Here is a 14,457-nt window from a genome sequence, read left to right on the forward strand (position 1 = left end):
TCCTCAAATCGAGCGGCGCGGGTCTCTGCGGGGACCAGACCGACGGTTTTTTTCGTTGTCGGAATGTCGGCATAACTTTCCCCGTCAAAACCGCCAAAAACGCAGGTAATTTTGATTCCCGCGGCGGTACACCGATCCAGAAACTGTTTTGCTGCTTCAGGAGTCCGCGTTTGTTTATGGGGCGCGTGAACCTGAATTGTGGGGATTCCCAATTCCTGAACGACATCCAGATGCACACCCAAGCCTGCATCAACTGAAGCAAATACACCGATGGGCCATTTTTCCATAATCCTGCCTCCGCAAAGTGGTCTTTTATGATTCTCTCGATGAGCCATTTTCAATTACTGTCAGCCCCCGTTTTGATGGGGCATTGGTCTTCATCATAAGGAGATTTTCCTTGATTCACAAACGAGGACCTCGATTTCTTTACAAATTAAAGAAACACTCAACTTAATGTAGAGATCCCACTTCCCCCGTCTATTGTTTCCAGACCGACTCATCCTATAATGGAGTCTTCTTGCGAAAATCGCGAATGCAGCCGGCCTTGAATGTAAAAAGGAATGAACCATGATTGAAATCAAAAAAATCCTCATACCAACCGACTTTAGTGAAACAGCACAGGCGGCGACCCAGTACGCAGTAGAACTGGCCAGGAAATTCAATGCGAAGCTGTATCTGCTGCATGTGATCGAAGATCCGATCGTCTATATGCCGATGTTTGAAAGTTATGCACTGCCTCCCAAAGAAGACTTTGAGAACTTTGCCAAAACAAGGCTCGACAACTGGATTCTTGACGAAGACAAAGTCGGCCTGGAAATTGAAACCAGTTGGGTGCATGGCAACCCGTTTGTCGACATCCTGAAATTCAGCAAACGCGAAGCTATCGATCTGATTGTCGTGGGCACACACGGCCGCTCTTTTACCGCTCATTTACTGCTGGGCAGTGTTGCTGAAAAAGTGGTCCGCAAGGCCTCATGCCCTGTATTAACGGTTCGGGCGAAAGGGCATCAGTTTATTCATCCGGAATCTTTGGAGTAATCAGTCAGCAGTCATTTTTCAGTGCCATTTCTCATTCTCCTTTCTCTGAATGAATGATCCATTCAGATCTATCAGGAATTCCCGATTCGTGATTGGCGACTCATCACATTCGACTGAAAGCCGCATTCCTTTTTACGGGAAACTATTCAGTATCATCCTGTTTCTGGTCATACTGAATCTGCCTGCGCCAGAAGGGCTGTCGCCTGCTGCGCAACGTCTGGCTGCGGTCACCGGCCTGATGGCCGTTCTCTGGATGACTCAGGCACTGCCGATTGCGGTCACCAGTTTAATTCCTTTATTTGCGTTTCCGGTTTTCGGGATCCAGGATCCAAAAACCGTCAGCCAGTCATATATTAATCAGAACATCTTTCTCTACATGGGCGGCTTCATGATCGCTCTGGGGATCGAAAAATGGGGCGTGCATCGGCGGATTGCCCTGCATATCATTAATGTCATCGGTTCCAGTCCCCGCCGCGTGGTGCTGGGCTTTTTATTCGCCACCGGCTTCCTGTCGATGTGGATCAGCAATACCGCATCCACTTTGCTGATGCTGCCGATCGGCATGGCGATCATTGGCTCGATCACAGAATTAACCATGCTGGAGTCTCCCGACGATTCAGCGGAAGGCCTCCGTCATTTTTCCGTCGCTTTACTGCTGGGAATTGCGTATTCCGCCAGTATCGGGGGTGTGACCACACTGATCGGCACTCCGACAAATATTGCCTTTCAGCAAATCTGGCTGGCGCAATTCCCCCAGGGGCCTCAATTGTCGGCAGGGGAGTGGATGCTGATGGTGGTCCCTTTTGGCGTGACGTTTTTACTACTGACCTGGGTCGTACTCTGCTGGAAGATGCCTCGTTTATCCAATTCGCGTGAGTCCTCACAAGCGATTATCAGCGATCACATTCGGAAGCTGGGCCGTCCCACGCGGCCGGAGGTTCTGATGCTGGTCATTTTTGCCACCACCGCGCTCCTGTGGATCACCCGCAAGCCCTTGATCTTCGGGAGTCACGAACTGATCGCCGGTTGGGAACAACTGCCGATTCACTTTCTCACACGCTGGGGTATTGCAGTAGAAAACGCTTCCGGATGGGTTGATGATTCAACCGTGGCGATGGGAATGGCCATTCTGATGTTTGCCATTCCCGCCCAGAAGTCAGCGCAGGGCAATACGGAATATCTGATGGACTGGGAAACGGCGGAGCGGCTGCCTTGGGGTGTGCTGCTCTTGATTGGTGGCGGATTCGCGATTGCTGGCGCGTTTCGAACGACCGACTTGTCGGGCTGGGTCGGCCACATTTTCTCGCAGTTCATCGAAGGCTGGCCTCCCTGGGCACTGATTTTTGCGGCCTGCCTGATGCTGACGTTTCTGACCGAATTCACTTCGAATATCGCGACCGTGAATACCGTGCTGCCGATTCTGGCCGCCACCGCGGTCAGCCTGGGTATTGATCCGCGGCTGATTATGATTCCCGCTGCGATCTCTGCCAGTTGTGCGTTCACCATGCCGATTGCCACGCCCCCGAATGCAATTGTCTTCGCCTCCGGAAAAATCAAGATGTCCGATATGCTGAAGTACGGCATCATCCTGAATCTGATTGGTGTGTTTCTGCTGACCGCATTTATGCTGTTGTACTTCATCCCCCAACTGGGAATTGAATCAGGAAAAGCCCCCGAGTGGATCTATCAGCGTAAGCCTTAACTTGACGATTTATTTGCCGATGCAGAATTTACTGAAAATGCGATCCAGAATGTCATCGGTATAAACCTGACCGACAATATGTCCGAGATGCTGCAGGGCTTCGCGAATTTCAATCGCCACCAGTTCCTCTCCTAATTTCAGAGAGGCCGCCTCTTCTGCAGCCTGTAATGAGTGACCGGCTGATCTCAGGCTTTCCCGACAACGGGACGCCGTCGAACCAATCAACAGTTTGCTGCCGCGACGGTATTCTGACAAACGCGCTAAAATTTGTCGCTTCAGGGTCTCCAGGCCGGCCCCGTCAAAGGCACTCAGCTCGACGTCATATTCATGAGATCGACCACTTGCAGACAGTGCAGGGGAGAGATCGGTTTTCGTTTTGATCAGCAGCACGTTTTGAGATGCGGATAATTGTTCGCGTTGTACTCGATCGAGGTTTGCCCATTCCGGCTTCAGATCGGCGGCCGTGCACCAGACCACCAAGTCGGCTTGCGTCACGCGCTGTTGGCGAAAGTTCTGCGCACTGACCGAAATTTCATGCGCCCCCGATTCCATGCCGGCGGTGTCGATTAATTGAAGCGGCTGGCCATCCCAGTTTAAATGCGTCACCAGATAGTCACGGGTCGTCCCTTCCACATCAGAGACTAAAGCGGCCTGTGTATCACCGACGAGGGCATTATACAGCGTGCTCTTGCCGGCGTTGGGCAGTCCGGCCAGCACCAGTGACAGGTTGCCCGTCGATTCCATCCGCTGGGAGGAATCTTCATAAAGCTGTTCGCAAAACGTGCGAATCTGCTGCAGGCGGGAGACCAGTGTCTCGCGGTCAATAAATTCAATGTCTTCTTCCACAAAATCCAGGCCTGCTTCCAGTTCGGAAAGCAACTCCAGCAGATCCATGCGGGCCTCACCGATGCGGGTCGAGACGCCTCCTGCAAGCTGACTGAGTGCCAGGTTGAGCTCTTCATGATCATAGGCATCAATCACGCCGAGAATGGCTTCCGCCTGTACCAGATCCACTCGCCCGGCGAGAAATGCGCGTAATGTGAATTCGCCGGGACGAGCCATGCGGGCGCCATGTGCTGCCAGATATTCGATAGCCGATTCCAGTAGCGGCGGGGCACTGATCGTATGAAATTCAGCCAGAGGCTGCCCGGTAAAACTGCGGGCGGTCGGCCAATAGTACAGAGCCCCCGGCAGTTTCAGCGCTGAGCCGGTTAATTTTAACAGTCCGGTATGACGGACTGCGGTGCGCGAATCCTGCCAGGCACTGCTCGATTCGAAACAGGCCGACAGACAGGAAAGAATCTCCGTGCCACTAATGCGAATGATGCCCGCGGCCCCGCTTCCGGGGGCAGAAGCCAGCGCAACAATCGTATCGTCAAATTGCAGATTCATGCCGCGTCTCTTGGGAATCTTTGCTATCGACGTTTTTTGGACTTCTTACCCGCATCTTTGTTGCGGGGGTTTTGCTGCTGCTTCTTATCATTCAGAGCAGCCTGAGTCTGTGCCTGATCTGCGATGGCCTGCAACCGGGCAAACCAGCCTTTTTTCTCCGGCTCGTCATTGCTGGAAGCGTCTTTTTTCTGGCTTCTTTTCGACTCCGCTTTGACTTCAATGATGTTGGAGTCTTCTGTGGTTGTTGGAGCCGGACGTCTTTTGGACTGGAAATCCAGCAGTTTCCGTTCGCAGATCCCCCAGAGACTGGAAGCAATAAAGTAAACACAAAGCCCTGCAGGAACACGATAAAACATGAAACCCATGGCAATCATCATGTAATTCATGATTTTGTGCTGCAGTTCCTGATCTTTGTCAGTCGGTGGTGGCATGAACAATTTCTGCTGCACGACAAACAGCCCCACCGTTACCAGCGGCAACAGGTTGAAGGTATCGCCGAGAAACGGAATGGCGAAGGGGAGCTGAAACAAGGCGTCAGGAGCTGCCAGGTTATCCACCCAGAGGAACGGTGTTCCCCGTAACTGGACGGCATTGTTTAAAGCGGTATACAGACCAAAGAAAATCGGCAGTTGTAAGAAAATCGGCAGACAACCTGCCAGCGGATTGTAATTGTTTTTGCTGAACAACTCCATTTGCGCCCGGCCGAGCTTTTCGCGATCGTCTGCGTATTTCTTTTTCAGTTCGACGATCTGAGGCTGCAGCTCTTTCATTTTCTGGGCGCCCACAGCCTGCTTGCGCGACAGGGGATACAGGCTGCCTCGCACCATAATCGTCAGACCAATAATGGCGAGCCCGTACGACAAACCGATGCCATGTAATGTCGTCAGTAACCACAACATCAACTGGGCCACCGGACCGAAAATACCAAGGTCCATAATTTCGGTCGCTTTCAGAGGCGGACCGAGTAACGACTCCCGCTTGGGGCCGGTATACATGGCGTAACCATGCGTCTCTTCCGCACCGGAGGCCAGTTCCATCTCACGTGAGTTGATCTGGATGGTGACACTGCTCTGGGCTTCATCTTTGACGGAGCGACTGATCAGAACGGGCTCAATGCTCGAAGAATAATTCGAACGCATTTCACCATCGATCAGTTCAGGTTTGTAGTTCTTACCCTCCGGAGTCAGCAGCGCGGCAAAATATTGAATATCCGCTCCCGCGAACTGAAAAGCGCGAGTTAACTTTTCGACCTTCTTGGCATTCACTTCATCAATAATAGTAGGGGCGGTTAGTGTCTCCGTCTTAATCTTCAGACTGTCATCCTGCAGAAAGCCAATGCGGACATCGCGGAATTTACGGGTGTTGTCTGCATTTTCGAGCGGGATACCCACAGGACCGAGAAGATGATAATCCAGCTTCTGCAATTCGGCACTGTGATTGATGACTTTCACGGCAAAGTGCACCAGATAACCGGCCTGTTCGGTATCGCGAAATTCACGAAAATCTCTGTCTACCGGAATCGGATATTTCTTGAGGCTGAATTGTTTTTGAATCTCGATACTGCCATCCGGGGCTGTCAAACCGAGGCGCACCGACTGAAATACCTTCGGATCACTCGGATCCTTGACCAGTTCCAGCACTTTCCAGTTTACCTTGCGACTGTCTGTTCTTAACGGTGCCAATTTTGCATCCAGCAGTTCGCTGTCTAATTCCAGAGTACGCTTGATTTCCTTGCCCGAGATGGCTTCATCCAGCACTTTTAAAGGCAGTTTTTGCCCCGTTAACTCTCGATAGAGCGGGTCATTCAGTTGTGCCTCAACCAGCGAGGCGCCTTCTGACGTAATTGCCACCTGCAGGAAATAACCAGAGTCCGGATCGAGTGAACCGAGAATAATCGTGCGACGCGGATTCTTGAGAATCTCTGCTTTTTTGATTTCCGGTTGTTCGGGAACCTTCTGTTTCGCGCCAGCCTCATCCTCAAACGGTTTTTTAGCAACGAGAGGTTGATCCGCATCTTGCAGATCCTGCGCAGCATTTGGTGCTGCCTTTGGGGCCACAGGAATCTGGGGAGGGGCAATGACAGGCATTACGAAGAGCTGCCAGGCAAACAAAACCGTTGCAGACAGAGTGACGAATAGTAAGAGTCGTTTTTGTTCCATTGTTATCGGCCGTCTCGAAGACGATCGCCCAAGAAGTTATCTAAATCAGGAATTTCATAAATCTTTTCAGCAGTCGTCGTAAAATCGTATTCGACGCGGCAGAAGCTGACTTTTTCATCATCAATAATGACGTAGGAAGATCGATTATCCGCATCGCGAGGCTGACCGACCGAACCCACATTCACGAGAAATTTTTCCGGTCCGAAAGGGTAAACGGCTTCGATTTCATCCGGTGCAAGAAAATTCATGCTTTCCGTAAAGATTCCGGGAATATGGGTATGCCCCTGAAAACAGTACTGGTCTACCAGACCGAAGATGCGTTCCATTTTTCGCTGATTATAGATGTCTTCCGGAAAAACATATTCATTCAGCGGATTGCGGGCTGAGCCGTGAACAAACAAAAGTTTTTCTTCACGAATCATACGGGGAAGTTCCCCCAGAAAATCCCAGCGATCCTGGTTCTTCGACGCATCGCCGGTTTCCAGCATCCGTCGTGTCCAGAAGATGGCGCGTTCTGCTCCTGCATTGAAACCTTCAGGATCAAACAATGCCGCCTGATCATGATTTCCCAGGAGAGATTTTTTACAAAGTTTGCGGACCAGATCGATACATTCCCGCGGGTTAGGTCCATAACCGATAATATCTCCCAGGCAATAAATCTCACTGATTCCACGGCGGTCAATATCAGCCAGGACAGCTTCTAACGCTTCGAGATTACCGTGAATATCACTTATGATCGCTCTTAACAACTGACAACTCCCACTTTCTGTTACCGGGCTTCCTATATTATACAGACAAAACCACGGTCGTAATCATTTGAGGAGCCTAAACACAAGAGGCTATCTTCAATAAACAAAACACCCTGAGTTGGGAAGATCGATTGAGAATCATACTGGGACACCTGTCTATTTCTGCTACCAGATTCGAAATTGAGCTGATTAAAAATAGTGCCCTTTGAGTCGCTTGATCCCACAGAAATGAGATCAAAGACCGCAGCGTTTCCGTGCGATCGTCTGGAATCTTTCCACCAAAGTCCCAATAGTAGCAGTACAAGGGCACCATCTCAAGGCTCTGTTTACAGTTATCATTCGTTATCCGGCGCGAAATCTTGAGTTGTATTGCCGATTCCAGTCGAAAACCAGTTTCAGCTGCCAGAGAGAGCTGTCTGGAACTGATGAGGGGAGCCCGACCATTAAATCGCGCCCCTTATCAGACTTATCTGCTGATCGCCCCCCCGAAGATTGAGACAATTATTGTCAATCTCGGCAAATCAGGAGATTTAATGTCTCCCGAACCAGTTATTCCATGCTTGCCAGTTACAGGATTTCTACGAATTCTGCAGTGCTGCGGAGCCTGGTGACAGGACATTAAAATTCTCATAATCGACACCACTGATTCCCGATTGCTGCGGCAACGCAATCCATGTGGTCATTTAACCACGTTTTTCGATTCATTTTCCGAATTTCTGCAACGTCTGATTCTCAAAAACCACAGGTTACGTCTCTCGCATGTTGCCTGATCGAAACTCGTGTCCTATGTTTTCATATCCCTTCATTAATATTTGCCTCCCGGTTTCACTGTCTGGCGAGAACGTTGATCAACGCGGTCACTGTTCTGTCCGGCATGAGAGCCTGGATGATGACCTCTTTTGTTTCGAGGGAATCGCTGATCCAGCAGGTTTCTCAGTCAAAATCAACGATTGATTTTGGGTTGAGTAACAAACTGATTTGCAGTTGCGAACTGTAAATTCGAGAGACACATTCCATGTAATTAATAACTGATTCAGCTGTACGACGATTGCAGCGTAACATGCACCTTTGGGCGAGACATATTCAATGAAGACAAATTCGGGATCATTACTGGTAGTTGACGACGATCAATATATTCTGGAAGCAATGGCAGACTATTTAAGAAGTCTGGGGCATCGCACGGAAACATCACTCACCTGTCTGGATGCAATCGAACGATTGAAAGAATTCCCATTTCAGGTTGTCGTCTGTGATGTCAACTTACCAGACCAGGATGGTTTTCATTTACTGGAATGGGTGCGCGAAAACGCACCGGCGACTGCCGTCATTATGTTGACGGGATACGGAACGATTGAAAGTGCCGTCGAAGCAATTCAACTCGGCGCGTTCGAATATCTGACCAAACCTGTCATTGATGAAGAACTCAGCCTGGCCATCGAACGCTGCCTGGATCAGAGAAAAGTCGTCGAAGAAAATAAATCTCTCAGAGCACAACTTGATCAGCGGTATGGTCTGGCGAACATTGTTGGCCAGGACTATAAAATGCAGAAAATGTTTGATCTGATCGAAAGCGTCGCTGAAACCCGGACCACCGTCCTGATTCTGGGAGAGAATGGTACCGGCAAGACGATGACCGCACGCGCGATTCATCAGCTCAGCGACCGTTGCAACAAGCCATTTGTGGAAGTCGCCTGTGGGGCTCTGCCTGACAGCCTGCTGGAAAGTGAATTATTCGGCCACAAGGCCGGCTCTTTTACGGGCGCGTCTCACGATAAAATCGGCAAGTTCCTGCTGGCAGATGGCGGGACTCTGTTTCTGGACGAAATTGCTACCTCTTCTCCCAGCCTGCAGGTAAAATTATTACGCGTTTTGCAGGACCGTGAATTTGAAGCCGTCGGCGATAACAAAACTCAAACGGTTGATATTCGTCTGATTCTGGCGACCAATCAAAATCTGGAAGAGATGGTAGCCAAAGGGGAATTCAGACAGGACCTCTATTACCGCATCAATGTGATCACCTTGACGCAGCCGGCACTGCGGGAACGTATGAGCGACATTCCTTTACTGGTCGAGCATTACCTCAGGATTTACAATGAACAAATTGGCAAATCGATCAAAGGCTTTGATGCGTCTGCCATGCAGGCCATGCTGAAATATCCCTGGCCGGGAAATGTGCGTGAACTCATCAATGTGATTGAACGTTCGGTTGTGCTGACAAAAGGAGATTACATCCGCATTCACGATCTTCCCGAACAGCTTCGTCTGGAACAGTCATACTCCCTGCCGACAGACAGCCGCCTGCGGAATGGGTCACTGAAAACCGCTTTGGCCAATCCCGAACGTCAAATCATTATTGAAGCACTGGAATCCAACGGCTGGAATCGACAAAACACGGCCCAGGCCCTGGGGATTAACCGCACCACGCTCTACAAGAAAATGAAAAAATACGACATCGATTTCGAAAAACAGTTGATGCACTAATCAGCATATTCGCTCTGATTTGTTTTATCAGGATGCACGTCGAACAGACGTGCATCCTTTTTTATTGCTAAACCTTTCCCCTGCAGTATTTCCATTCAAATTCGCAAAACGGATAAACTTCATTTTATACACCTATTCTTCCAAATCTTATTTGTCGATACAACTGGCAAGACTAAATGGATTTACTCGATTCACAGGCGATAAAACGCTCCACTATCTCATTTCCGGGGGGAAAAAACATGAGGTTCGCGCTGATTGTACTGACCACAGTTTCATGCAACCTGATTGGTTCGGCAATTTACGCCGAAGGGCCGCCAGTTCAGCCTCAGACAATCGAGGACGTATTCTCAAATGGAGTTCTGGAACCAGAGCCAGCACCGGCGCCTGGCGTCTCAGACCTGCCTGCTGGTTCGAATCTTCCCACGGACGCGGACAACCAGTTGATCCAGACACCAGCCGAGCAACCCACTGCCTATTTCACAGAGCAGAATTGTCCTTCTGCTACCTGCAACAGCCAATCTGCCTGTAACTGTGAGGCATGCAGTTGCAATGCCTGCACGCTCTGCGATCGCATTCCCTTGCTGAATAAATTTCCCAGCGATCGTTGTTTTGACGACTTTGTGATGCCTGTCAGTAACCCCGTCTGGTCGATCGATCCCCGATCATTGACTTATGTTCGCGGTGTTTTTATCAATCAGATGATTAGTGCCCAGACTCCCGTTCTCGGAGCAGGGGATTTACAGGTCTACGCCCTGCAGTTGGGAATTGCGTTAAACGAACGCCTCTCCATTATTGCCGTCAAAGACGGATACAACACATTACAGACAAGGGGGGTCGGCAACTCCCAAGGCTGGTCCGATATCGGGCTCGGGTTGAAGTACGTACTCATCAGGGACGTCGAGAATCAGTTTCTGCTCTCAGGCGGTTTGATCTATGAAGCCACCAACGGAAGTTCGCGCGTCTTTCAGGGGAACGGCGACAGTGTCTGGACTCCCTATCTGTCTGTGGGTAAACAAATTGGTAACGGACACCTGATTGCTTCCACCGGTTATCATGTTCCCGGCGACACGGCTGAAGAATCGCAGTCGATTTATTACAGCGTGCACTACGATCACCCCATCACCAGTAAACTCTCCGCAGTGGCTGAATTGAACGGAATTGTCTATACCAAAAGCGGTCAGGCACTGCCTTTGAGCATCGAAGGGGGAGACTGGATTAATCTGGGCTCCTCAAGTGTGGCAGGAAATAATTTCATCTCCACTGCCATTGGTGCCAACTACCGCCTCAACAGCTGTCTGTCTCTCGCCGGCGTCTGGGAATTTCCCATCACGGGTCGAAAAGATCTGATGGACAGCCGCACGACGGCGACTTTAACGCTGCAGTTCTGATCAATGAGCGACGGAATTGATTCGCGTGCGAACAATCTGTTCCAGTTGATCTAACACTTCATCGATTGTCAAAGTGGAAGTATTGATTTCAACCGCATCGTCGGCCGGCTTCAGCGGGGCGACGATGCGTTGTTCATCACGTTGATCTCGTTCATAAATCTGCTGCAGGATCTCTTCACAGGTGACGTCCTTCCCTTGTGCCTGCAGTTCATCCTGCCTGCGACGGGCTCGTTCCTCCGGATCGGCGACCAGAAAAAACTTGCAGAAGGCATCTGGAAAAACCACCGTTCCCTGATCACGGCCTTCACTGACAATATCAATATCCGCTGCCGCCTGACGCTGCAGATGGACGAGTTCCTCTCTGACAGCAGGATACTGTGCCACCAGGGAGGCGGCTTCCGTCACTTCCGGCGTGCGGATTTCCAGAGAGACATCCTCCCCATCCAGCAGCACTTTGGCATCGGAAAATGTAATTTGAATCTGCTGGCTGACTGATGCGACTGCCTGCTCGTCTGCCGGATCAACGTTTTGCTGCACCACAGCCAGCGCCACACAACGATACATGGCGCCGGTATCAAGAAATTCAAATCCCAGACGCTGGGACAAACCGCGCGCCGCAGTGCTTTTTCCCGATCCCGCAGGGCCATCAATCGTCACGATCATCTGTTACGGCTGCTCCTCAAACAGAATTTCTATCTCAGCAATTTCGTATTGCGACATCTCAACCAGAACCGCATCTTCTTCAACGGGAAGTTCCACAATCGTTTTCCCATGAAAATTGCGCTGCCTGGCACTGACCGGCGATTTCCAGCAGCGCAATTTGACCGAACGGTGCACGCCTTCCGTTTCAATCAACCGCACGGCAAAACCGGTCCGCACACGCGTCTCGACATCCGGTGAATCCGGTTCAGGAGACATCAGATCCATCACGCGGGTAATTTGAACATTGCTGGCAGCCACATGAAACAACCAGCCTGTTTCCCCCATGCGGGGAGGCCCGAGGGGACTGGAAAACTGACCGGCAGGAACCATCACATTCTTCGCCATCTGCATCGGAAAGTTCTGGTTCACGGCAATCGAGAATGCAAATTCGCGTCTGGTTTCCCCTTCCACAATCAGCATACTGTCGAGCATCCGCGGCCCCGTTTTACGGTGAAAGGGCAAACCATGATTCAAAATGGTGACCCGTTCTTCCCCCTCTGCGATCTCAAAATAATGCGGACTTTCAAATCGTTCTCCCTGAAATGCATGCGCACTTTCCAGCAGGGAACGTGTGAGAGAAGCAGTGCTGTCCCCCCAGGCAAAACGGGCTGCATAATAGTGATCCCAGGGATTGCCGTCGGGCATCGTCTGCACGTCGAGTTCAATTTTCACATCCAGAACGGGACGTCCACGCCAGAGCTGGAAGGTCTGCCGAAACGTTGCCAGAGTGTTTTGACTGATCTGATCATAAATTTCGCCCGTCGTGATAATTTCTCCCATACCGGGTCCCGAGCAGGTCAGTTCCACTTTCACGCCCCGAATGGCGGAATACGGAGTTTTATTATCCCAGCCGCCTGAAGAATCAGGCCTGGAAATATTACGCTGATAAGGAAATCGATACGCGAGTTGCTGGCTCAAGCGATTCGGTTTACGACCGTATTCTTTGATCTGCGCAATCCCTCCGGTCTCCTCATGAATATGAACTTCAAAAAATTCATTTCTGAGCAACAGGGGTTCTGCGATCGGCACATTCACTTTCGCAGGTGCTGCGGGAGTCTTCCCAGGCTGCAGCCAGACAAAACCGGCACCGGGGATTTCCACAACCGCTTTTTTCTGCCGCTCATCAAACTGCGTCGCTTTGACGCAGTCATGCGCCTCCGGTTCATGTGCAAACCCGGGCAGATCAACCACCACTCTTCTGGTAAACGACAGGGAATTGAGCAGTAACACGCCATTCTGCTGCTGATCCGCTCCCTGCAGAATGATTTCCGCAAGTTTCGCGACACCTGCATCACGAAAGCCCTGCAGCGCAGTGACCGCGTGCTGAATATTTTCTTCGGCGGCATCGGGATGACCGCGTTCCACATCACTTTCGACTTTTAAAAGCGCCGCATCTTGTATGGTTTGTCCATAAAGGGCTTTGGCAATCGAATCAAACCAGCGACCTGCAGTAAACTCATCGTGTCTCTGAAAATGATTCATAAAGCGACTGAGCGGGTCGGGCTTTCGCATCGCGACCAGTTGACTCAGGAACGGAGACAAATATTCCCGAGCATCATACGAGGAGTGTCTGCCTGAGGATTCCGTGTTTTGAAAAAAATCATTCAGCAACACAAAACTGCCCAGCACGGGGGCATAACGATGAATGCGTTTAAAGTCTTCAAAAAAGGGAGATTTCACATCAGGCCAGTGGGCAAACATCAAAGCCCCCACCTGATCCTCTTCCATCGACTCGGCCATGCGTTGCGGAAACCGGAGATAACCGGCTGAACCTTCCGCAGACATGGGAATCCGGGAAAAGGCATCGAGGATCGTGCCATCCGCGCCTTCCCAGTGAATTTTACTCTGCTCATAATCGGGATAAATGCCATCATCCAGTACCAGGTGCAGGGCGGAATGAAATCCGAATCGATGCAGTAACATCGGTAGGACGGAGGCGAGACCAAACCGCCGTCTGGCCCAGGTGGTGGGAGCACGTCCGGTCAGTTCCTGAATCTTGTTTGTCCCTGAATAAAGCTGCCAGATCAGCGATTCCACCGGCACGACGGGAGTGGAAATCTGATCCTGCTCACCTCCGATCACTTCGGTTTCCTGATCCCGACAGCTCTTTTCCAGCAGTGCGATCAGTTCCGGATTTTCAGTGGCAATGACTTCCAGATCATCCGATGTGACCAGCAGGTTCAAAGGCCGCTCGTCGGCGATTGCCTGTTTCAGTGAATCGTTCGCCCATTCCGGCGTGACGAGGCACAAGTCAATCAAATAACAATCAATGGGATAAAATCGCTCGCGATTCTCGAGCAGCACCTCGAAGCAACCTTTTAAATGGGCCCGGGCGGCTTCGATATCATTTGCCAGGGCAGCATCGGCGGCAGCAATCGCTTCCCGCTGAATCGTCGCTTCATCCAGACTACTGTAGTGATGCATACACCGCGTCAATAATTCGAGCTGAATGTAACACAGTCCCAGCGCATAAAAATCGGCGACCAGATCGGGAGATAACACAGGCTCCGCATCATTTTCGGTTTCGGGGTGCAATGGCTTAAGAGCCGCCTCTGCCATCTCAGCGCGATGAATTTTTCCACTGACAACCGTCGCCCCGTTCGACTCTGCTTCTTCGATCCAGCCGTAAGGTAGCCAATCTTCGGACGTCTTGGGAACGAGCAGCAGTCGATCGGCCAGAAACTGAGGCGGCTCATCGGAACGATGCCAGCTCGGTATCACGCGTGACGAGGCCAACAGCTCCGGATGCCAGGCCACCGCAAAGGCATTGAGCAGGCTCTCTGCGTCTTTTTCTTCCAGTTCCGTCGGAAAATCTTCAAGACTGTGGCAGGGAATCAATATTACAA

Annotated in this window: 9 protein-coding genes and 1 pseudogene; 4 read left to right on the plus strand and 6 right to left on the minus strand. The window is 50.9% G+C overall.

The genetic code is table 11. The features are described from left to right. A pseudogene (locus Q0294_RS01790) lies at positions 1-287 on the minus strand (sugar phosphate isomerase/epimerase); the annotation flags it as partial. Between the two features lie 280 nt (positions 288-567). On the opposite strand from Q0294_RS01790, the gene Q0294_RS01795 reads away from it, so the two are divergent. Both Q0294_RS01795 and Q0294_RS01800 read left to right on the plus strand, forming a co-directional pair. Beyond that, complete coding sequence (locus tag Q0294_RS01795; RefSeq protein ID WP_299460255.1) at positions 568-1,038, plus strand: universal stress protein; 471 nt, start codon at positions 568-570, stop codon at positions 1,036-1,038. Between the two features lie 88 nt (positions 1,039-1,126). Then, positions 1,127-2,740, plus strand: a complete 1,614-nt coding sequence (locus Q0294_RS01800) for an SLC13 family permease (protein ID WP_299460257.1) — start codon at positions 1,127-1,129, stop codon at positions 2,738-2,740. Between the two features lie 9 nt (positions 2,741-2,749). Here the strand turns inward: Q0294_RS01800 and Q0294_RS01805 are convergent, their stop codons facing one another. Genes Q0294_RS01805 through Q0294_RS01815 form a run of 3 tightly spaced genes read right to left on the minus strand, consistent with a single transcriptional unit; the run spans position 2,750 to position 7,040 of the window. Then, positions 2,750-4,132 (minus strand): GTPase, encoded by a 1,383-nt coding sequence (locus Q0294_RS01805; protein WP_299460259.1) that lies wholly within the window; start codon positions 4,130-4,132, stop codon positions 2,750-2,752. A 23-nt stretch (positions 4,133-4,155) separates the two neighbouring features. Next, the gene (locus Q0294_RS01810; protein WP_299460262.1) at positions 4,156-6,291 is read right to left on the minus strand and encodes a YidC/Oxa1 family insertase periplasmic-domain containing protein; all 2,136 of its coding nucleotides are present in this window, start codon (positions 6,289-6,291) and stop codon (positions 4,156-4,158) included. A gap of 2 nt (positions 6,292-6,293) precedes the next feature. Beyond that, a complete protein-coding gene (locus Q0294_RS01815) occupies positions 6,294-7,040 on the minus strand; it encodes a metallophosphoesterase family protein (protein WP_299460265.1) in 747 nt (248 codons plus the stop codon). Positions 7,041-8,126: 1,086 nt separating this feature from the next. On the opposite strand from Q0294_RS01815, the gene Q0294_RS01820 reads away from it, so the two are divergent. Together Q0294_RS01820 and Q0294_RS01825 are read left to right on the plus strand one after the other, a co-directional pair. Further along, positions 8,127-9,521 (plus strand): sigma-54 dependent transcriptional regulator, encoded by a 1,395-nt coding sequence (locus tag Q0294_RS01820; protein WP_299460268.1) that lies wholly within the window; start codon positions 8,127-8,129, stop codon positions 9,519-9,521. A gap of 239 nt (positions 9,522-9,760) precedes the next feature. Beyond that, complete coding sequence (locus Q0294_RS01825; protein ID WP_299460272.1) at positions 9,761-10,909, plus strand: hypothetical protein; 1,149 nt, start codon at positions 9,761-9,763, stop codon at positions 10,907-10,909. Here the strand turns inward: Q0294_RS01825 and cmk are convergent, their stop codons facing one another. Together cmk and Q0294_RS01835 are read right to left on the minus strand one after the other, a co-directional pair. Beyond that, complete coding sequence (gene cmk / locus Q0294_RS01830) at positions 10,910-11,572, minus strand: (d)CMP kinase (RefSeq protein ID WP_299460274.1); 663 nt, start codon at positions 11,570-11,572, stop codon at positions 10,910-10,912. Positions 11,573-11,575: 3 nt separating this feature from the next. Continuing rightward, the coding region (locus Q0294_RS01835) for a hypothetical protein (protein ID WP_299460277.1) at positions 11,576-14,457 on the minus strand (2,882 nt) is incomplete at its 5' end.

It is taken from the genome of uncultured Gimesia sp., from assembly GCF_937919775.1.
Classification (GTDB): Bacteria; Planctomycetota; Planctomycetia; order Planctomycetales; family Planctomycetaceae; genus Gimesia.

Bases quoted from the DNA above. Each gene is read 5' to 3' on its own strand.
- Q0294_RS01795 (WP_299460255.1), top strand. From the start codon at position 568: ATGATTGAAATCAAAAAAATCCTCATACCAACCGACTTTAGTGAAACA.
- Q0294_RS01805 (WP_299460259.1), bottom strand. From the start codon at position 4,132: ATGAATCTGCAATTTGACGATACGATTGTTGCGCTGGCTTCTGCCCCC.
- Q0294_RS01810 (WP_299460262.1), bottom strand. From the start codon at position 6,291: ATGGAACAAAAACGACTCTTACTATTCGTCACTCTGTCTGCAACGGTT.
- Q0294_RS01820 (WP_299460268.1), top strand. From the start codon at position 8,127: ATGAAGACAAATTCGGGATCATTACTGGTAGTTGACGACGATCAATAT.
- Q0294_RS01825 (WP_299460272.1), top strand. From the start codon at position 9,761: ATGAGGTTCGCGCTGATTGTACTGACCACAGTTTCATGCAACCTGATT.
- cmk (WP_299460274.1), bottom strand. From the start codon at position 11,572: ATGATCGTGACGATTGATGGCCCTGCGGGATCGGGAAAAAGCACTGCG.